This is a genomic window from Mesorhizobium sp. M1C.F.Ca.ET.210.01.1.1, assembly GCF_004791585.1.
GTDB lineage: Bacteria > Pseudomonadota > Alphaproteobacteria > Rhizobiales > Rhizobiaceae > Mesorhizobium.
The window spans coordinates 1-19,548 of record NZ_SRUU01000001.1 but is presented as its reverse complement, the minus strand read 5'-3'; the positions used below and the strand labels follow the sequence as shown (position 1 = coordinate 19,548).

Genomic DNA, 19,548 nt, shown 5'->3' with positions numbered 1-19,548 from the left:
TCTGCCGGATTTTACGGCGCCCGCCAAGGGGTTGCCGGCTATCCGCCGATGTAGCGGCGGTGAAAACGCGCGCCCAGGCTGGTCAGCACCTCGTAGCCGATGGTGCCGGCATGCGCGGCCGCGTCGTCGACGCTCTGCGACGGGCCGATGAGCTCGACGAGGTCGCCCTCGCCCGGCCTGCCGGCCGGAAGCGCCGAGATGTCGAGGATGATCGAATCCATCGAAACCCGCCCGACGAAGGGCAGCCGCACCCCCTCGAACCAGGCGTCCGAAGCGGCGCGCCGGTGCCAGCCGTCGGCATAGCCGAGCGAGATCGTCGCCAGTCTGAGCGGGCCGCTCGCATGATAGGTGTGGCCGTAGCCGATGCCGGTGCCGTCTTCCACGCTGCGCGTCTGCGCCACCTTCACCTGCAGCCGCACCACCGGCAACATCGGGTTCGGTTCGCCCGGCGTCGGGTTGATGCCGTAGAGCGCCGCGCCGGGCCGGACGAGATCGTAGTGATACAACGGCCCCAGGAAGATCCCGGACGAGTTGGCGAGCGAGGCAGGGGCCGCGGGCAACACCTTCCGCAGCCGTTCGAACGCCAGCCACTGTTGTTCGTTCGCCGGATTGCTCGGCTCGTCGGCACAGGCCAGATGGCTCATCACGAAGCGGATGTCGACGCCGTCGAACGCATCCACGGCGAGCGCCTCGACGTCGGCCGGCGGCATGCCGAGCCGCGACATGCCGCTGTCGACCTGGATCGCGGCCGGCAGCCTTCGATCGGCGGCTCGCGCCGCTTCGCGCCATGCCTTCAACTGAGCGGCACTGTTGACGACGGGATGAAGCCCCGCCGCGACCGCCTCCGGTTCGGAGCCCGGCGGCAGGCCGTTGAGGACAAAGATGTCGGGTCCTGATCCAAGCGCCTTGCGCAGCGCGATCCCCTCGCCGAGCAGCGCGACGAAGAAGGTGTCGCAACCGTCCTTCATCAGCGCCGAGGCCACCTGCGTGGCGCCAAGGCCATAGCCGTCGGCCTTGAGCACGCCGGCACAGCGCGCGCCCGCCAGCCGCGCCTTCAGCCGCCGGTAGTTCTCGCGGATGGCGTCGAGGTCGATGGTCAGGATGGCGCCGGCCGCCACCTCGCTGACCGTCGAACGGCCGGCGGCATCTGTCTCCGAAAACAAGCGTCCGGTGTCGTCATTCATGGCGACGCCCTCATTGCATCAAGGCAAATCATTAATGCATGTCGCGCAAAAGTGTGCAGCGGTTTTGCGAAAACGACATGCATAAGAACAAAGACCTAAAGCGCGTCGCCTGAATCCATTTCAGCGCGATGCGCTTTAGGACGCCGGCGCCGACGCGGCAACCATGGCCTCGGCTTCTAGCGGACCAGATGCTGGAACGCCGCCACCACCTGCTCGTAGACCTGACGCTTGAACGGCACGATCAGGCCGGGCAGTTCCTGCATCGGCCGCCATGCCCATTGATCGAATTCGGCCGTGTGGCCGCCCGGCGGCGGATTGATCTCAATCTCGCTCTCGTCGCCCTCGAAGCGGTAGGCGAACCATTTCTGCGTCTGGCCGCGATAGCGCCCCTTGAAGGCGACGCCGACCAGATGCGGCGGCAGGTCGTAGTTGATCCAGTGCGGCGCTTCGGCAAGCAACGACACGCTGCGCATGCCGGTTTCCTCGTAAAGCTCCCGCCCGGCTGCTGTCAGCGGCTCCTCGCCCTTGTCGATGCCGCCCTGCGGCATCTGCCAGAGTTTCGTGGTGCCGGAAAACTCGCTGTCCGGTTCGGCGATACGATGCCCGACCCAGACCAGCCCGGCGCGGTTGAGGATCATCAGCCCGACGCAGGGACGATAAGGCAGCGTCTCGGGATCGATCATTTTCTTGGGCATTTTTGGGATTCCAGTATCGGCGGGAAGCCGATGACTAGCCTTTCTGGGGGTCTATGGCCACCGCCGAGATCGGCACGATCTCGATGCCGCGCTTCTTCGCCTCGGCGACCCAGGACGCGACCGTGTCGACGGTGATATCGAAAGCCGAGCCAATGCCGACGGCGCTGCCCTTGGCCCGCGCGGTAGCTTCCAGACTGTCCAGCTTCTTGAGGATCTCGCCGCGGTCCTGCACCGCGTCGATTGCCATGTCGCCGACCACGAACGGCACGCCGTCCTTCAGCGCTAGGTCGGGTGCCAGGCTTCGCGCGGACGAGCCGTCGTCGACATAGGCAAGCCCTCGCTTGCCGAGTTCGGCCATGAACGACCCCATGGCGTTCGCATCGGCCGAAAAGCGCGCCCCCATATAGTTCATGACGCCGGTGTAGTTGGTCGTGCGCGACAGCGCCCAATGCAGGCTCTTCAGGTTCTCGTCTGGGCTCGCCGAGACCGTCAGCGTGTTGCGCCCTGGATTGACGTTCGGATAGTCGAACGGCTCGAGCGGTATCTGCATGACGATCTCGTGTCCGCCCTGACGGGCTGCCTTCATCCAGCGGTCGATGCTGTTGCCTTGCGGCGCGAAAGCCAGCGTCACCTCGGCCGGCAATTTGGCGATCGCCGCCTGCGTACCGGTCTGCGAGACGGCGAGTCCGCCGATGACGATCGCGACGCGCGCGCCGCGCGCGCCAGACCACGGCCGCGCATAGACGTCGAACGGCCGCCTGCCGTCCGCGGAGCGGATCGGCAGCGGACCGCTGTCGCTGGCCTCGATCAGCGCCCTGTCGGGAAGATGCGCGACCTTCAGGTTCTGCCCGAGCGCCGAAGGATCGCGGATGACGATTCCCGCCTTCGGCGGACCGTCGCCCTCTTCGGTCTGGACATGGATGATCTGCGGGCCGCCGCTCTTCATCGGCGTGCTCGCATTGGGGCTCGCCGCCGCCGTTTCAGCCGGTGATGGCGCGGGCGCCGGCGCCGGGGTTGGCGCCGCGGGTACCTTCGGTGTTGAAACGGCGATCTCTTGCGGCTTGCGGAAGGGCTTCTCACGCAGCGCGATCGCCCCGGAAATGCCGACCACGGCGAGGACGGCAAGCATGGCGAGGAGCGTTCTGGCGCTGATGCCGCGCGCGGCGGGGCGCTGAGGCCGAATCGTCTGGCCGAGCGGGCGTTCGATGTCCTTGCCGATGTCAGCCAAGCCGCATCCCCAAGCCCGTGACGCGGCTGATCGGATCGTCAGCGCTCACGTGCGAATTCAAACCCTCGGCGCCCGGCGCGCCCATCCACGAAACAACCTGCCCCGAATCAAACTGCCGGAACCTCGCGGTCCCGGCAGCATCGCATCGCTTCCATCGGTCGGCCAGAGCGATGTGCTCCGGCCAGCCACCATTACTGATTCAACACGGCCTTGTCCGGGTTCGGCGGGAACGACGGATCGGTCTTCTCGCCGCGCAGCAGCTGCTCGGCATAGATCAGCTGCAGGTCGTCCTTGGGCTCCGGCGGCACATAGGCGGCCGAGCCCGAACCGGTTGCGCTCTCGTCGGCACCCTTGATGTGGCCCTTGAGGTCGGATTCGCCACGCGTCAGGTCGCGGCCCTGCAGGTCCGGCGGCAGCGGCTGGTCGACCTTGATGTCGGGCGTAATGCCCTTGCCCTGGATCGACTTGCCCGACGGCGTGTAATAGAGCGCCGTGGTGAGCCTGAGCGCACCATTCTCGCCGAGCGGGATGATGGTCTGCACTGAGCCCTTGCCGAAGGACTGCGTGCCGACAACGGTGGCGCGGCGCAGATCCTGCAGCGCGCCGGCGACGATTTCGGAGGCGCTCGCCGAGCCGCCATTTACCAGCACCACCAGCGGCTTGCCGCCGATGTCGTCGTTCTGCTTCGGCTTGGCGTCGAAGCGGGTGACGTCCTTCGGATCGCGACCGCGGGTCGAGACGATCTCGCCGCGCTTCAGGAAGGCGTCCGACACGCTCACTGCCTGGTCGAGCAGGCCGCCCGGATTGAGGCGCAGGTCAAGCACATAGCCCTTCAGCTTGTCGTTCGGCACCTGCTTCTTGATGTTCTCGATAGCGTTCTCGAGATCGTCATAGGTCTTTTCGGTGAAGGAGGTGATCTTCATGTAGCCGACGTCGTTCTCGACCCGGTACTTGACCGCCTTCACCTTGATGATGTCGCGCACGACCGTCAGCTCGATCGGCTTGTCGGCGCCCTGGCGCAGGATGGTGAGCTTGATCGGCGTGTTGACCGGCCCGCGCATCTTCTCGACCGCGTCGTTGAGGGTGAGGCCGCGCACTTCCTCGCCGTCGATCTTGGCGATGTAGTCGCCCGCAAGCACGCCAGCCTTGGCGGCCGGCGTGTCGTCGATCGGCGTGATCACCTTGACGAGGTCGTTTTCCATGGTGACTTCGATGCCGAGACCGCCGAACTCGCCCTTGGTCTGCACGCGCATGTCCTGCGCCTGCTCGGCGTTCATGTAGGAGGAGTGCGGATCGAGCGAGGAGAGCATGCCGTTGATGGCGTTCTCGACCAGCGACTTGTCGTCCGGCGGCGTCACATATTGCGCGCGCACCCGTTCGAAGATGTCGCCGAAGATCGCCAGTTGCTTGTAGGTCTCGGAACCCGCAGCGTTCGCCGCCGAGCCGGGTGCGCCGTAGACCAGGCTCATTGCCGATGCGCCCATCAGCGCGCCGGCAAACAGAAGCGACAGTTTCCGCATCATTTCACGTCCTTCCAGAAAATCGGTCCGCCCACCAGGGGTTCGGATCGACGGGTTTTCCATCCTTGCGGAACTCGACATAGAGCTCCGGCGTGGCATTTCCATTCTGCGAGGCCGAGGTGCTTGCCACCCGGGCCTCTCCCATCGCGCCGACCGGTTCTCCTGCGAGCACCGACTGGCCAGTCGCGACGCTGATTCTGCTCATCCCCGCAAGGACGACATGATACCCGTCGCCGGCATTGAGGATCAAGAGTTGACCATAGGAACGAAACGGCCCCGCATAAAGCACATTTCCATCCGCCGGCGCGGTGACGATGGCCCCCGATTGTGTCGCAACCATGTCGCCTTGCATCATTGCGCCATTGCCGTCATCGGCTCCGAAGCGCCGTTTTATCTTGCCGATGACCGGCAGCGCGATCTGGCCCTGCAGTGCCGCAAACGGCGTGGAAGCAGCCAAACGGTTGCCCTCCGGCACCGGCAGCGCGGCGGGCTCGGTTGTGGACGCCGTTGTGTCGCCATCGGCCGATTTCCGGTCGGCCGCCTTGGCCTGGTCGGCCGCCTTGCGCGCCTTGTCGGCCTCGAGCGAGGCGATGAGGTCCTTGAGGCTGCTGGCCTTGGCCGCAAGCTGCTGCGAGTGCTGCTGCTCGGCGGTCAGCGCCGCCTCGGTATCGGCCTGCAGCCTCTTCTTGGCCTCGAGCAGCATGGTGAGCCGCTTCTTTTCCGCCGTCTGCTCGGTGACGGCGGTGGTGAGCCGCCCCCGCTCGGCCTCGATCGAGGCCGTCACCCGGGTCTGTTCCTTGAGATCGGCAAACAGCCTGTCGGTCTGCTGGCGCAATTCCGGCACCACGGCGCCGAGCAGGATGGCGCTGCGCACCGATGACAGCGCATCCTCCGGCTTGACCAGGATTGCCGGCGGCGGGTTGAGCCCCATGCGCTGCAAGGCGCCGAGCACTTCGGCGAGCACGTCGCGGCGCGCAACGAGCGAGGCGTGCAGCTTCTCTTCCTCCGCCTTCAGCCCTTCCAGCTTGGCGCCGATGTCCTCGATGTCCTGGCCGAGCTTCTGCTCGGTCATGGCCGATTGGATCAGCGCCGCGCTGATCGAGGCGTGGTCCTTCTTGACCGTCGCGACATCGGCGGCGAGCTTGGCCAGCCGCTCGGACGACAAGGTGATTTCCTTCGAGACCTGCTCGTACTCGGCCCTGCTCTGGTCCGGATCGGGCGCGACATCGAGCGTGTTTTCCGCCGCCAGAGCCGGCCCAAGCGCGATCAGCGCGGCGACAAAGGTCAAGCCGCAGCGGTTGCGCCAGGCGCGCGTTCTCGAATTCCAGCCTTCAGACATCAAGCCTCGACTCTATCCGCCGCTTCGTTAACGAACCATCAACCATGTTGGAACATCCACAGCAGGGCAATTCCAGGAAATGTGTTCGGCGGTTTGCATCCGGAATTGCTCGGAAACAAATGAAGCAGTTCGGCGATTCTATGAGCGCTGAACCGCTCCAACTGTGATGTCGGGCCATTGAGGCGGAAATCCGGGCAGGCCGACGTGATCCCCAGCTTTCGGGGTCATGTCGCGAACCACGACTCAAGAGCGGTGATACGGGTGCCCGGACAGGATGGTGGCGACGCGATAGAGCTGTTCGCCGAGCATGACGCGCACCAATTGGTGCGGCCAGGTGAGCGCCCCGAAGGACAGCACCAGGTCGGCCTGCTCGCGCAGGGATTTGTCGTGGCCATCGGCGCCGCCGATCGCGACGATCAACGCCTTGCGGCCGCTATCGCGCAACTGGCCGATGCGCGCGGCTAGATCCTCAGAGGACAGCGACTTGCCGCGTTCGTCGAGCAGGATGAGCACGGTGCCCTGCTGCAGTTGGGCCTGCAGCTTCTGGCCTTCCTCGCGGCGGCGCTCGTCGGCGCTCTGGCCGCGGCTCTCGGGCGTCTCGACGATGCCGGCAAATTCCAGCCCGACCGCGGGCCCGCTCTTGGCGAAGCGCTCGAAATAGCGGTCGGCGAGTTCTCTCTCGGGGCCGGTCTTCATCCGGCCCACGGCATGAACGGTAATCTTCATCCTCGCCTCGGCGAGCCCTCGATCGATGCCCGACCCTAATGGTCACGGCATGCGATGCGGCTCAGTGCAAGGTCTCTTCCTCGAGGTCCGGCGCCTGCCACATCTTTTCGAGATTGTAGAATTCGCGGACTTCGGGACGGAAGACATGGACGATGATGTCGCCGGAATCGATCAGGACCCAGTCGGCGCTGGCCAGCCCCTCGACGCGCGCCATGCCGAGACCGGCATCCTTGAGCGCCTTGAGGAGATGATCGGCGACAGCCGAGACATGACGGTGCGATCTGCCCGAGGCGATGACCATGTAGTCGCCGAGGCTCGATTTTCCCTGGATGTCGATTGAGACGATGTTTTCGGCCTTGGAGTCTTCCAGACTGGCAAGGACTGTCGTGATGGCGAGGGACGCAGCATCGTTTCCGCTGATCCCGGCCGGCGAAGGCACGATATCGGCCTTCTTCCGCAGTGCTGTTCTCAGTGTGTTTCCTTTCCCAACAAGAACAACCAAATCACCCGCCAAATCAGGTGACACCACTTAAATAGGCAGAGTTCCATTGCAGTTTCAAGACGGGGGGCCCTGCCGGGGCCAACGCAGGCCCTCTTCGGCGGGTTCCGCGCGCCCGAAAAAATCGGAACCCTTTGCGCGTGGCACGGTTATCGGCTCAACGACCAAAGGGGACTTATCATGCCGACCGATCCGCAAGAAGCACTTCTCGTCGTCCAGGCCGGGTTGGCGCAGCTCTCCACGCTCATCGTCTCCTATTCCTTCTCGGCGATCGGCGCCGTCATCCTTCTGGTTGTCGGCTATTTCGTTGCCGGCCTTGCCGAGCGCTCGATCTTCGCCGGCCTCGGCCACATCCACGGCTTCGACGCCACCTTGCGGCATTTCTTCTCCAAGATCGTCCGCTACGCCATCCTGATCCTTGTCGTCATCATGGTGCTCGGCCAGTTCGGCGTCCAGACGGCCTCCATCATTGCCGCTATCGGCGCCGTCGGGCTGGCCATCGGGCTGGCATTGCAGGGCACGCTGCAGAACATTGCCGCAGGCATCATGCTGTTGGCGCTGCGGCCATTCCGTATCGGCGAATCCATCGAGGTCGGCTCGATTGCCGGCACGGTCGAGGAGATCGGCCTGTTCGCGACCAAGCTGCGCACCGTCGAAGGCGTCTACATCCTGGCGCCCAACTCGACGCTGTGGAACCACCCCGTGCGCAACTTCACCCGCAACGGCGTCAGGCGCACCGACATTACACTCAGCATCGGTTCATGGAACGACATCGACCGCGGGCAGAAGACGCTGCTCGGCATCGCCGGCACCGAGAAACGCATCCGGCGCGAGCCCGCGCCGATCGCCTTCGTGGCCGGTCTTGGCGAAACCACGGTTTCGCTCACCTTGCGCTACTGGACGTCGGCGGCCGATTACTTCGCCACCCAGATCGAGATGACGAAACGCGCCAAGCAGGCCTTCGACAGCGAGGGCATTTCGATCCCCTTGCCGCCGCCCGAGGTGCCGTCCCCGGAAGCTCGTAAGCAGTAGAGCAAATCCAGAATGACGGTCTTCCACCGAAATTGCGCAAGCCCGATCTGAGGTGTCAGTCCTTGGCCGGGCCCGGCTCGTCCGGCGCAAAGGCGAGTTCCACCGGCAAAGGCGTCTGCGCCGACATCGGCGAGAAGCTGCCGGTGGCGGCGGCAGGCGTTGGCCGCGCGGCAAACACCCGCCACAGCACGAACAGGCAGAACGCCGAAGCGATGAAGATGCCGACAAAGATGAAGGTCCCGGTGCCGAAGACGGCCGAAAGCGCCGTCACGATGCCGGGCACAATGAAGCCGGACAGCGACCAGGCAAAGAGCAGCGAACTCGAGAGCGCCAGCAGCTCTTCCTTCCTGGCGCGGTCGGCGGCATGAGCGCTGGACAGCGAATAGATCGATTCCGATGCGCCGTCCCAGATCAGATAGATCACCACCAGCGCCATCAGCGCGCCGCCGTCGAAGGCAATCGCGAGCAGGCTCGCCGCCACCGCGAGTGCCGCCGCGCCCGCCAGCACGTAGCGGCGGTCGGTGCGGTCCGACAGCCATCCGAGCGGTATCTGCAGGATCAGCGTGCCCACCGGCATCGCCGACAAAAGCAGCGCCACATCCGCCTGGCTGTAGCCCTTGGCGGTGGCGTGGATCGGCGCGAAACCGGAAATGATCATCGACAGGCCGCCGACCGCCAGCATGCCGACGACGCCAACCGGCGAAATTCGCCAGGCCTGGCCAAGCGCCACCGAAGCCGCCTGCGGCGCCGGTGGCTGGGCAAGCCGCGTCATGCCCACCGGCAGGATGGACAAAGCGGTGAAGGTGATGCCGATCAGCGGCGCCGCCGCCGTATGGATGTCGATCATGGCGAGCGTGGCATAGCCAACGCCCAAACCGGCGATATAGGCGACGTAGAACACCGCCATGACCCGGCCGCGTATGGCATTCGGCAAGGCATCGTTGAGCCAGCTCTGCGCGACGATGAAGAGGCCGCAGATGGCAAAACCATAGAGCGCCCGCGCCGCGATCCACAAAAGCGGGATCGGCCCGGCGCCGATCGCGACGTTGGAGAGCGCAATCAGCGCCGAGAGCACCATGAACGCGCGGGCATGGCCAACGCGCCTGACGAGCGGCCCGGTCAGGATGCAGCCGGCGAGCCCGCCGGCCGAAAGGCCGGTGACGATCAGCCCGGCCCAGGTCGGATCGAAGCCGTCGGCGCCGAGCCGCACGGGGATATAAGCGAACATCAGCCCGTTGCCGATCGCGATCAGCGCCATCGACACGATGACGCTGGCGATGGCGATCAGCGGCGCCGATTGCGCGCCCGGATCGGTGGTGGTGCGGCTCTTTTCCAGCATGGCTTGCAGCATCGCCTACCCGATAATGAACGGCCGCCGTAAAAGCGACATGGCCGGACTTCCCTTCCCCCCTTGTGGGTTTCTTGTGGGGGAAGGTGGATCGGCGCGCAGCGCCGAGACGGGTAGGGGGTGTTCAGCCCTTCGCCGCGTTGCGGATCGCGGTGGAGGAGAGCGAAGAGCGCGGGCCGTGGATGAAGGTCCAGGCCGGCGCCCGCATGCGGGCAAGCCGCGGCGCGTCGCCTTCGTCGACACGAGCATAGTCGAAGGTCTTGGCGACCACCGACGACAGGAAGGAAAGCGTCGCGCCAGGGCGGTCGATGACCGCGATCGGGAAGGTCAACACAATCTCGCGCCAGCGCTGCCAGCGATGGAAATCGCGCAAGCTGTCGGCGCCCATGATCCAGACGAAGTCGACGCCCGGGTTGCGCGCCTTGACCAGGGCCAGCGTGTCGGCGGTATAGCGGACATGATGCGTCGCCTCGAAGGCGGTGACCTTTATCTTCGGGTTCCTGGCGACCTTTTCGGACTGCACGATGCGTTCGGCAAGCGGCGCCAGCTCGCGCGCGCTTTTCAGGGGATTGCCAGGCGTTACGATCCACCAGAGCTGGTCGAGCGCGAGCCGTCTCAGCGCGATCTCGGCGACCAGCGCATGACCGGCATGCGGCGGGTTGAACGAGCCGCCGAACAGGCCGACGGCAAGACCTTTGCCGGCATGCGGCATGCGAAGGTAGTGAGCGGGAACGGGCTGCTCGGGCTGAGAAAGCATGCGCCAGGCACTCTCAGGCGGAGGTGGCGAAAAAGTTCAAGGCCTCACCTGTCCCGACCCGCGCACGCGGTATTTGAACGAGGTCAGCTGCTCGACGCCGACGGGCCCGCGCGCATGCATCTTGCCGGTGGCGATGCCGATCTCGGCGCCCATGCCGAACTCGCCGCCATCGGCGAACTGCGTCGAGGCGTTGTGCAGGAGGATCGCCGAGTCGATCTCGTTGAAGAATTTTTCGACGGCTCGTGCATCCTCGGCGACAATCGCCTCGGTGTGATGCGAGGAGAAGGTTTCGATATGCTCGATCGCCCCGGAGACGCCGTCGACCAGCTTCACCGCGATGATGGCGTCGAGATATTCCGTCACCCAGTCGGCATCGGTTGCCGGGCTGGCGTCGGAGAAGGCCTGCAGTACGTCCTGGTCGGCATGGATTTCGCAGCCGGCGGCGCGCAGCGCTTCGAGGATCGGCACCAGATGCGTGGAAGCAACCGCGCGGTCGACCAGCAAGGTCTCGGCCGCGCCGCAGACGCCGGTGCGCCGCATCTTGGCATTGACGGCGATCTTCACCGCCATGTCGAGCTTCGCCGAACGGTCGACATAGAGGTGGCAGATGCCTTCGAGATGCGCGAAGACCGGCACCCGCGCCTCGTTCTGGACGCGCCCGACCAGGCTTTTGCCGCCGCGCGGGATGATGACGTCGAGATTGCCGCTCAACCCTTTCAGCATCTCGCCGACGGCGGCGCGGTCGGTGGTCGGCACCAGCTGGATGGAATCTTGCGGCAGGTTGGCCGCCTTCAGCCCCTCGACCATGCAGGCATGGATCGCCGAGGACGAATTGATCGAATCCGAGCCGCCGCGCAGGATCACCGGATTCCCGGCCTTCAGGCAAAGCGCGCCGGCGTCGGCCGTCACGTTCGGCCGGCTTTCATAGATGACGCCGATGACGCCGAGCGGCGTGCGCACGCGCTCGATGTGCAGCCCGTTCGGCCGGTCCCACTCGGCGATGACGTCGGCGACCGGATCCTTGAGCGCGGCGATCTCGCGGATGCCGTCGGCCATCGCCTTGATGCGCGACGGCGTCAGCTTCAGCCGGTCCATGAAGGACGCGGAAAGCCCGGCTTCCTCGCCATTCGACATGTCGATCGCGTTAGCCTCGAGGATCGCCTGCTCGTTGCGCAGGATGGCATCGGCCATGGCGGCGAGCGCGGTGTTCTTAGCCGCGGTCGTGGCGACGGCCAGCGGTCGGGCAGCGGCGCGGCCGCGGCGGCCGATTTCGGCCATCAGCGCCACGGTGTCTTCCCCGGATCTTTCATGCAGCTTCAGCATGGTCATTCTCCGCTGGGTCATTCGCTGGCCAATACTTGGTCGCCCGCGACACTTACCACAAGGTCGTCGCGATGGATCATCGCCGAGCGCGCCTCGTAGCCGAGTACATTTTCGATCTCGGCCGTCTTCAAACCCGCGATCCTTACGGCATCGGCGGCATCATAGGCAACCAGCCCGCGCGCGATCTCGCGGCCCTCGGGCGACAGGATCGCCACCGTGTCGCCGCGCGAGAAATTGCCGCTGACCAGCTTGACGCCGGCCGGCAGCAGCGACTTGCCCGATTTCAGCGCGCCGACGGCGCCGGCATCGACGGTCAGCCGTCCGGCCGGCTCGAGTTGCCCCGCTATCCAGGTCTTGTAGCCCTTCACCGGATTGGCGCTGGGCCGGAAGAAGGTGGCGCGCTCGCCGCGCTCGATCGCCATCAGCGGCGACAGCCGCGTGCCGGACGTGATGATCATCGCCGTGCCGGCGGCGTTGGCGATCTTGCCGGCATCGAGCTTCGTGCGCATGCCGCCGCGCGACAGTTCCGAGGCGGCCGCGCCCGCCATCGCTTCGATGTCAGGCGTGATTCGGTCGACCACAGGGATGAATTTTGCTCCTGGATCCTTGGCCGGCGGCGCCGTGTAAAGGCCATCGATGTCGGAGAGCAGCACCAGCAGGTCAGCCCCCATCATCGTCGCCACGCGCGCAGCGAGCCGGTCATTGTCACCGTAGCGGATTTCCGAGGTCGCCACCGTGTCGTTCTCGTTGATGACCGGCACCGCCTTCATCTTGAGCAAGGTCGAGATGGTGGCGCGCGCATTGAGGTAGCGTCGGCGCTCCTCGGTATCGCCGAGGGTCAACAGGATCTGGCCCGATTTCAGCCCGTCCCTGTCGAGCGCGTCCGACCAGGCGCCGGCGAGCGCGATCTGGCCAACGGCGGCCGCGGCCTGGCTCTCCTCGAGCTTCAGCGCGCGCTTGCCGAGGCCCAGGATAGTGCGGCCGAGCGCGATGGCGCCCGACGACACGACCAGTATTTCCGCGCCGGCATTGGCGAGCACCGCGATGTCGTCGGCCAACGAGGTCAGCCAGTCGCGCTTCAGCCCACTCGCGCGGTCGACGAGCAGCGCCGAGCCGATCTTGACGGTGATGCGCCGGTATTTTGTCAGCGATTTCATGGATCTCACCGCCAGCGCATGTCGACGGGAGCGGGAACGGCGTCGGGCGCCTCGGCGACCACTGCCATCAGCGCGCGCAGAACCGCCTCCACACCTTCGCCGGTGACGGCCGACAACAACATCGGCGCGCGGCCGGCGGCGCGCTTCAGCGAAGCCGCCTTCTTCTTGCGCGCGTCCGCGTCGAGGATGTCAACTTGGCTGAGCGCCACGATCTCGGCCTTCTCGGCCAACCCATGGCCATAGGCTTCGAGCTCGGCGCGCACGGTCTTGTAGGCCTTGCCGGGATTTTCCTCCTGCGCCGAGATCAGGTGGAGCAGCACGCGCGTGCGCTCGACATGGCCGAGGAAACGGTCGCCGATGCCGACCCCCTCATGCGCGCCCTCGATGAGGCCGGGAATGTCGGCCAGCACGAATTCGCGGCCGTCGATGCGGGCGACGCCGAGGCCGGGATAGAGCGTCGTGAACGGATAGTCGGCGATCTTCGGCTTCGCCGCGGTGACGGCCGCGAGGAAAGTCGACTTGCCGGCGTTGGGCATGCCGACAAGGCCGGCGTCGGCGATCAGCTTGAGCCTGAGCCAGATGCTCAGCTCCTCGCCCGGCAGTCCGGGATTGGCGCGGCGCGGCGCCTGATTGGTCGAGGTCTTGAAATGCTGATTGCCGAAGCCGCCATTGCCGCCCTTGGCGAGCAGGAAGCGCTGGCCGACAACGGTCAGGTCGCAGATCAGCGTCTCATTGTCCTCGGCAAAGACCTGGGTGCCGGCCGGCACTTTCAGCGTCACGTCGGCGCCCTTGGCGCCGGTCATGTTGCGGCCCATGCCGTGCATGCCGGTCTTGGCCTTGAAATGCTGCTGGTAGCGATAGTCGATCAGCGTGTTCAGGCCGTCGACCGCTTCCACCCAGACATCGCCGCCGCGGCCGCCGTCGCCGCCGTCCGGGCCGCCGAACTCGATGAACTTCTCGCGGCGGAACGACATCGATCCGGCGCCACCGTCGCCGGATCGGATGTAAACTCGGGCTTGATCGAGGAATTTCATCGGATTTTCAAGTTTCTGCTATTGCGCTTGCGGGATTGCTCTAAACCAAGGTGGAGCCAAGGGCGAGGCCCGTTTGCAACTAAAGCGCCGGATGTCCTTTGGCCGAGGACGCGGTAGCACTGTTTGCGGGGCGAGGCTGGGAGGCGGCAATGAAGCTTGTCACCTACAACATCCAATACGGCATCGGCCTCGACGGCAAATACGATGTCGGCCGCATCGCCGACGCCGTGCGCGACGCCGATGTCATTGCCCTTCAGGAAGTGACCCGCAACAACCCGCGCAACGGCGACCACGACATGGTGGCCGAGATCGGCGAGGCGCTGCCGGATTATTTCGTCGCCTTTGGCAGCAATTTCGAGGTCAATGTCGGCTCGCGCCTGGATGCCGGCCGTGCCGTCACTAGGACCTTCCAGCTCGGCAACATGGTGCTGTCGAAGACGCCCATCCATCTGTCGCGCAATCTCCTTCTGCCGCGCAGCCGCAGTCTGGAGCGGATGAATTTTCAGCGCGGCGCGCTCGAGGCGCTGATCGAGACGCCGCTTGGTTTCATCCGCTTCTACTCCACCCATCTCGACCACCGCAGCCCCGTCGAGCGCCAGAGCCAGATCCGTTTCCTGCGCCAGCGCCTGCTGAATTACGCGCTGGAAGGCGGCGGCCTTTCCGGCATTCCCGAGATCGGCCTGCCGGATCTGCCCTATCCGGAGGCCTTCATCGTCATGGGCGACTTCAACATGCTGCCGGGGTCGCCCGAATATGTCGAACTCGCCGGACGCCCGGACCATGAGTTCGGCATGCCGCTGACCGCCGACCTCGCCGTCGACGTCGCCCAGCGCCTCGACGTTGCCGACCTGGTCACCTGGGTCGATCCCGAGCGCCCGGAAGAAGAAAGCCGCCACAAATGCATCGACTACGTCTTCACCAGCGCGTCGCTCGCTGGCTCGCTGAAACGGCTGTGGACCGACCGGCAGGCTCGGGGGTCGGATCACCTGCCGGTCTGGGTCGAGCTGAGCTAGAAATGCACCCAGTTGCGCAGGCTCGTCCAGGTCTTGCGATCCAGCCGGTAGCGCTCGACCGGCACCTGGCCGGCGACGATCGAGTTCAGCATGCCCTGGCCGGCATACTGGAAGCCGCACTTGTGGATGACGCGGCGCGAGGCCGGATTGATGACCCTGGTCGAGGCATGCAGCACCTGGATCGAGGTCTTCTGGAAGGCAAGGTCGACCAGCGCGTGCGCCGCTTCCGTTGCGTAGCCACGCTTCCAGTAAGGTTCGCCGATCCAGTAGCCGAGTTCCAGCCCGCGATCGGTGGTGTTGAGCCCCGCGCAGCCGACAAAGGTGCCGGTTCCGGCAAGCGTCAGCGCATAGACGATGCCGGCGCGGCGCGACGAGGCCATGGCGAGGAAGGCGCGGGCCTCGGCTTCGCCGTAGGGATGCGGCATGCGGGCCAGCATTTCGGCCACATGGCGGTTGTCGGCCAAGGCAACGAGTTGCTCGAGATCGCTCTCGCGCGGGGCGCGCATGACCAGACGCTCGGTGGCGAGCACTGGGCAGTCGATCGCGTAACTTTCGTCTTCGGTGTCTTCCGCTTCGGCAACCATTTTAGTCCTCCAGGGCATAGGAAAATGAAAAAGGAGAGATGGAAGCCCATCTCTCCTGATCCTTTTCCTGGCCTGGCCAGACACCGGTTCCCGAGATGGGCGCCGGTGTTATGGTGCGGAACCGGCTACTCCGCTGCTTTGGTGATCGGGTTTACCGAGACGTAGGTTCGGCCGTTGGCTTTCTTGTTGAAGGCGACTGCGCCGGCTTCGAGCGCAAAAAGGGTATGGTCCGTGCCCATGCCAACGTTGGTGCCCGGATGCCATTGCGTGCCGCGCTGGCGAATGATGATGTTGCCGGCGACGACGGCTTCGCCGCCGAACTTCTTCACGCCGAGACGCTTGGAGTGCGAGTCGCGACCGTTGCGCGACGAACCGCCAGCTTTCTTGTGTGCCATCTAACTAACTCCGATGCGCCCGAGGGCGCTTGAATTGTCTTATGAACGCGTTCGCGTTCCGTTTCAAGTCCGTACCGGCTGCGATCGCCGGTCCGCCTTACTTCTTCTTCGCCAGTTCCTTGGCCTGCTCGCGCCAGTCCTTGATCTGGTCGGCGCTGAACGGCATGTGCTCGTCGATCTTGGCGACATCCTTGTCGGTCAGCTTGGCGAGCTGCGCGAAAGTGATGATACCCTGCTCGGCGAGGTCCTTCGCCGCGACCGGGCCGATGCCCTTGATCACGGTCAGGTCATCCGGCTCGCCCTTCGGCGCCTTGAACAGCGGCGCGGCAGCGGTCTCGGCCTTGGCCTCTTCCTTCGCCGGAGCTTCCGCCTTGGCTTCCTTCTTGGCCTTGGGCTCCTTCGGAGCAGCGTCTGCCTTTGCCTCGGCGGCGACTTCTGCCTTGGCTTCCTGCGCCTTGGCTTCCGGCTTGGCAGCGGCCTTCTTCGACGGCTTGGCGCCACCCAGCAGAATCTCGGAGATCCTGACGGTGGTCAGAAGCTGGCGGTGGCCGATCTTGCGGCGCGAATTCTGGCGGCGGCGCTTCTTGAAAGCGATGACGGTGCGGTTCTTGCCCTGCTCGACGACTTCCGCCGTGACCATGGCGCCATCGACGAACGGCGCGCCGAAGGTGACATTCTCGCCCTCGCCATGCGCGAGCACCTGGCCAATCTCGACGATCTCGCCGACCTTGGCTTCGAGTTTCTCGATCTTCAAGAGATCGTTGGCGGCGACGCGGTACTGCTTGCCGCCCGTTTTGATGACTGCGAACATTTTTTGCCTTTCGCTGTTCGGTCGGCCTTGATGAACCGCCTCGAGCGGTCCGGCCGTCTTTTTGTCAGTCTGCGGGTTCAAAAAACAAGCGGCGCGGAGAACCCCCACGCCGAATGCGGGCTGTCCCTAACCGAAGGTTGCGCGGAAGTCAAGGCGAACGCGCCCTGCCCTTGGACGATACCCGAGGCGCGTTGCCGGCAAAGGCACAGGATCGCTTGGCCGACGCTTTTGCAAGAAGCGGGAAATCGGTCGAATAGGGCCTTGTAACTGCGGCAGTCAGCCGTTATCTAGTGCGCCGCGCCGGCAACGGCCGACCATGACCTCGCGGAGAGGTGGCAGAGTGGTCGAATGCACCGCACTCGAAATGCGGCATACTCGCAAGGGTATCGGGGGTTCGAATCCCTCCCTCTCCGCCATTTAGCTTCCATAATAATCGTTTCCTTTCAAAAGCTTCCTTGTTGCGCTTGACCAGCGCGAAGCGAAACTTATCTTAGACTGTGTAACAAACTGTGTAACATTAGAGAAAGATAATGCGACGTTCCGCAGCGCCAAAGCCGCATAAACGTGAAGGCATCTGGTATCTCGTCCGCAGGGTGCCGAAGGAATTCGCGGCGTTTGATCGCCGCTGCCTAGTACGCATTTCCACGGGCGTCGCCGTGGCTGACGATCCCCGCGGTGTACGGGCGCGAGATGCAGTGCAAAGCCTCGGCGCGGGGCTGGAGGCGTATTGGCGTAGACTGCGGGAAGGCCAATCCGCCGAGGCGGGGCTGCGTTTCGAAGCCGCGAGGAAGCGCGCGCGGTCATTTGGATTGGCCTATCGCTCTAACGAGGAACTAGCAGCGGGGCCGCTCGACGAACTCATGGCCCGTATCAAGCTGCTCCTCGACAAAAAATCGATCGAGGACGCGCAGGACGTCTCGGCCGTCATGGGTGGGGAGAAGCGGCCAGCGGTCCGCCTGAGCGGTCTTATCAAGGAATTCGAGACGATCGAGCAACAGAACTTGCTGACCATGTCGCCTAACCAAATCAAGAAATGGCGTAACCCCAAAAAGCGCGCAGTTGCCAATCTGGTTGGAGTCATTGGCGACAAGGAGATCGCAAGCCTCACTCGGGACGACGCAATCGCGTTCCGCGAGTGGTGGCAAAAGCGGATCGTTGAGGATGGACTTGATATCGGTACGGCCAACAAGGACATCGGCCATGTTTCGAAAATGCTGCGCGTCGTCGATCTGACTCACCAGCTCAAGCTGGAGCCGGTTTTTCGAAACCTGCGTCTTTCCGGCGCCGTCCCCGGGCAACGCGCTGCGTTCACAGCGGAGTTCATTCAGGAGAAGATACTCGCTGAAGGCGCGCTCGACGGACTCAATGACGAAGCCCGCCATCTAATCTATGTGATTGCCGATACCGGACTCAGGCTTTCTGAAGCGGCAAACCTCACCACCGAAACAATCCACCTCGATCAAGAAATCCCGCATGTGCGGGTGCGCCCCAATGGCCGTCGCTTGAAGACCGGTCATTCAGCCCGTGACATTCCCTTGGTTGGCGGCGCACTTGCAGCCATCAAGCTCCATCCGGACGGCTTTCCTCGTTATCGCGACAAGGCCGCGTCACTTTCAGCGCTCGTCAACAAGGTGCTCGCCAGCAAGGAACTTCTGCCGACTTCCGAGCATAGTCTTTATAGCCTGCGACACACTTTCGAGGACCGGCTGACGGCAGTTGAGGCGCCGGAGAAGGTAATTGCTTCTCTGATGGGCCACAAATGGATCCGGCCCAAATACGGCGCGGGACCTTCGTTAGCGCAAAAGCGCGAGTGGCTTCAAAAAATCGCTTTTACCCCGCCCGGGCGAATGTGATTGCGGCGCCATCCAGGCCTTGAGAACCAACCTCACGGCTCCAGCTGTCCGAGCCATTTAGGTTGAGCGTGGCCAGCACGCGCTGCGCTCGCTCGCGATTTCCGAGCTTCCGCCGCATTTGTTCGACCTCGTATTCCAGCCTTTCGAAGGTCGGTATATAGGCATCTCCATGCCGGATGACCAAGTAGGCGGCAACAGCTAGACAGCATTCTAGCTCCGTGGCCGATGGATCGGAAAAAGGGGCGACGCCATACCAAGACGAGCAACGCCTCTCGAGGGCTTCCGAACTAGGCAAACGGCCAGCATGTGGCATGGGATACAAACCTATGCCTGATCGACGAACCTAAAGTGCTCACGAAGCTTGACCGGTACGCGGGCCATCGGAGGGTTCTGCCTAAAACCGCCAAAAATTTTGAAACACCCATTCATCCGGCTCGAATTCAAAGGGATCGGCGATTTTTGGGTTATGGCTTGCAAGCATAGTTCAGCCCAGACAAGAACGCCTGATATCTTGTCGTTCACTGTCACCCTGCCAAATATGGTGCCGGTGACAACGGCAGTTTGGCGAGCAGAAGAATTCCCGAGACTGAGACGTTCTACGGCTTGGCCCATGTTCGCGCTCCTCCTCGATTGGAGACAGGATGGGCCATATGGAAGCGAATAAAAGGAGGTTGGTGACGAGTCTCGGTAGTGGAGTAGAAACGGGTGGAAAAGCTTGCGCTATTCGCCGTCGGCGCCGCTAAGCGCATTTGAGAGAAGGGGCAACGATCGCCAAGAGATGACGTCCGATCGCAAGCCGGCTAGAAATGCGACAGTGACGCGCCTTTTTTGGCACGACCTTAGCACCCGATCGGGCCTCAGCTGGTCGTCGTTGCGCAGCCGATCGGGTGCGATTTTTATAAAGCTCTCTTGGCTTTAGCTTTGATCGTGCCCACTGGAGTGGTGTAGCTGACGGCATTGGTCGCCGTGCTCTCCGGCATGGGCCGGAATTGATCAGCGCGCCACTGCCGGCAGGCTGATGAGCGGATCATCGCTCATTTGGCTGATGGT

The 19,548-nt window shown here is 64.2% G+C and carries 18 protein-coding genes and 1 tRNA gene; 4 read left to right on the top strand and 15 right to left on the bottom strand.

The features are described 5' to 3' along the window. Positions 1-38: 38 nt before the first annotated feature. The 7 genes from alr to rsfS all read right to left on the bottom strand — a co-directional run bounded on the left by alr (position 39) and on the right by rsfS (position 7,131). Positions 39-1,184, bottom strand: coding sequence for an alanine racemase (gene alr, locus EN853_RS00095; protein ID WP_127857271.1), 1,146 nt, complete (start codon positions 1,182-1,184; stop codon positions 39-41). A 176-nt stretch (positions 1,185-1,360) separates the two neighbouring features. Next, the gene (locus EN853_RS00090) at positions 1,361-1,879 is read right to left on the bottom strand and encodes an RNA pyrophosphohydrolase (RefSeq protein WP_127857270.1); all 519 of its coding nucleotides are present in this window, start codon (positions 1,877-1,879) and stop codon (positions 1,361-1,363) included. 34 nt (positions 1,880-1,913) lie between these two features. After that, positions 1,914-3,107, bottom strand: coding sequence for a divergent polysaccharide deacetylase family protein (locus EN853_RS00085; protein WP_127857269.1), 1,194 nt, complete (start codon positions 3,105-3,107; stop codon positions 1,914-1,916). 191 nt (positions 3,108-3,298) lie between these two features. Next, complete coding sequence (locus EN853_RS00080; protein ID WP_167524333.1) at positions 3,299-4,630, bottom strand: S41 family peptidase; 1,332 nt, start codon at positions 4,628-4,630, stop codon at positions 3,299-3,301. Position 4,631: 1 nt separating this feature from the next. Continuing rightward, positions 4,632-5,966, bottom strand: a complete 1,335-nt coding sequence (locus EN853_RS00075) for a murein hydrolase activator EnvC (RefSeq protein WP_127857268.1) — start codon at positions 5,964-5,966, stop codon at positions 4,632-4,634. Positions 5,967-6,209: 243 nt separating this feature from the next. Beyond that, positions 6,210-6,692 (bottom strand): 23S rRNA (pseudouridine(1915)-N(3))-methyltransferase RlmH, encoded by a 483-nt coding sequence (gene rlmH, locus EN853_RS00070; protein ID WP_127857267.1) that lies wholly within the window; start codon positions 6,690-6,692, stop codon positions 6,210-6,212. A 61-nt stretch (positions 6,693-6,753) separates the two neighbouring features. Continuing rightward, entirely contained in the window at positions 6,754-7,131 is a 378-nt protein-coding gene (gene rsfS, locus EN853_RS00065; RefSeq protein ID WP_126087056.1) for a ribosome silencing factor, read from the bottom strand. Positions 7,132-7,371: 240 nt separating this feature from the next. Here rsfS and EN853_RS00060 point away from each other — a divergent pair, with 240 nt between their 5' ends. Then, complete coding sequence (locus tag EN853_RS00060; RefSeq protein ID WP_127857266.1) at positions 7,372-8,223, top strand: mechanosensitive ion channel domain-containing protein; 852 nt, start codon at positions 7,372-7,374, stop codon at positions 8,221-8,223. 55 nt (positions 8,224-8,278) lie between these two features. Here EN853_RS00060 and EN853_RS00055 read toward each other — a convergent pair whose 3' ends face one another. The 5 genes from EN853_RS00055 to obgE all read right to left on the bottom strand — a co-directional run bounded on the left by EN853_RS00055 (position 8,279) and on the right by obgE (position 13,842). Further along, on the bottom strand, positions 8,279-9,574 hold the full coding sequence (locus EN853_RS00055) for an MFS transporter (protein WP_167524332.1): 1,296 nt from the start codon (positions 9,572-9,574) through the stop codon (positions 8,279-8,281). A 121-nt stretch (positions 9,575-9,695) separates the two neighbouring features. Then, a complete protein-coding gene (locus EN853_RS00050; protein WP_127857604.1) occupies positions 9,696-10,283 on the bottom strand; it encodes a nicotinate-nucleotide adenylyltransferase in 588 nt (195 codons plus the stop codon). An 81-nt stretch (positions 10,284-10,364) separates the two neighbouring features. Beyond that, on the bottom strand, positions 10,365-11,651 hold the full coding sequence (locus tag EN853_RS00045; protein WP_127857265.1) for a glutamate-5-semialdehyde dehydrogenase: 1,287 nt from the start codon (positions 11,649-11,651) through the stop codon (positions 10,365-10,367). 17 nt (positions 11,652-11,668) lie between these two features. Next, the gene (proB, locus tag EN853_RS00040; protein ID WP_127857264.1) at positions 11,669-12,808 is read right to left on the bottom strand and encodes a glutamate 5-kinase; all 1,140 of its coding nucleotides are present in this window, start codon (positions 12,806-12,808) and stop codon (positions 11,669-11,671) included. Positions 12,809-12,813: 5 nt separating this feature from the next. Further along, positions 12,814-13,842 carry a GTPase ObgE gene (obgE, locus tag EN853_RS00035; RefSeq protein ID WP_127857263.1) on the bottom strand — a complete coding sequence of 343 codons (1,029 nt, stop codon included), beginning with the start codon at positions 13,840-13,842 and terminating at the stop codon, positions 12,814-12,816. 149 nt (positions 13,843-13,991) lie between these two features. Between obgE and EN853_RS00030 the strand changes: the two genes are divergently transcribed. Further along, positions 13,992-14,855, top strand: coding sequence for an endonuclease/exonuclease/phosphatase family protein (locus tag EN853_RS00030; protein WP_127857262.1), 864 nt, complete (start codon positions 13,992-13,994; stop codon positions 14,853-14,855). Here the strand turns inward: EN853_RS00030 and EN853_RS00025 are convergent. The 3 genes from EN853_RS00025 to rplU form a co-directional block, all read right to left on the bottom strand. Continuing rightward, positions 14,852-15,439: a GNAT family protein gene (locus EN853_RS00025; protein WP_126087049.1), complete on the bottom strand. Its 588-nt coding sequence runs from the start codon at positions 15,437-15,439 to the stop codon at positions 14,852-14,854. The two genes, EN853_RS00030 and EN853_RS00025, sit on opposite strands and share 4 nt — an antisense overlap. Before the next feature lie 125 nt (positions 15,440-15,564). Next, positions 15,565-15,834, bottom strand: a complete 270-nt coding sequence (rpmA, locus tag EN853_RS00020) for a 50S ribosomal protein L27 (protein WP_059189273.1) — start codon at positions 15,832-15,834, stop codon at positions 15,565-15,567. Positions 15,835-15,931: 97 nt separating this feature from the next. Next, on the bottom strand, positions 15,932-16,645 hold the full coding sequence (rplU, locus tag EN853_RS00015) for a 50S ribosomal protein L21 (protein ID WP_127857261.1): 714 nt from the start codon (positions 16,643-16,645) through the stop codon (positions 15,932-15,934). Positions 16,646-16,971: 326 nt separating this feature from the next. Here rplU and EN853_RS00010 point away from each other — a divergent pair. Further along, positions 16,972-17,061: transfer RNA gene (locus EN853_RS00010), tRNA-Ser, on the top strand. A gap of 114 nt (positions 17,062-17,175) precedes the next feature. Continuing rightward, positions 17,176-18,498, top strand: a complete 1,323-nt coding sequence (locus EN853_RS00005; protein ID WP_126057794.1) for an integrase — start codon at positions 17,176-17,178, stop codon at positions 18,496-18,498. Positions 18,499-19,548: the final 1,050 nt, after the last annotated feature.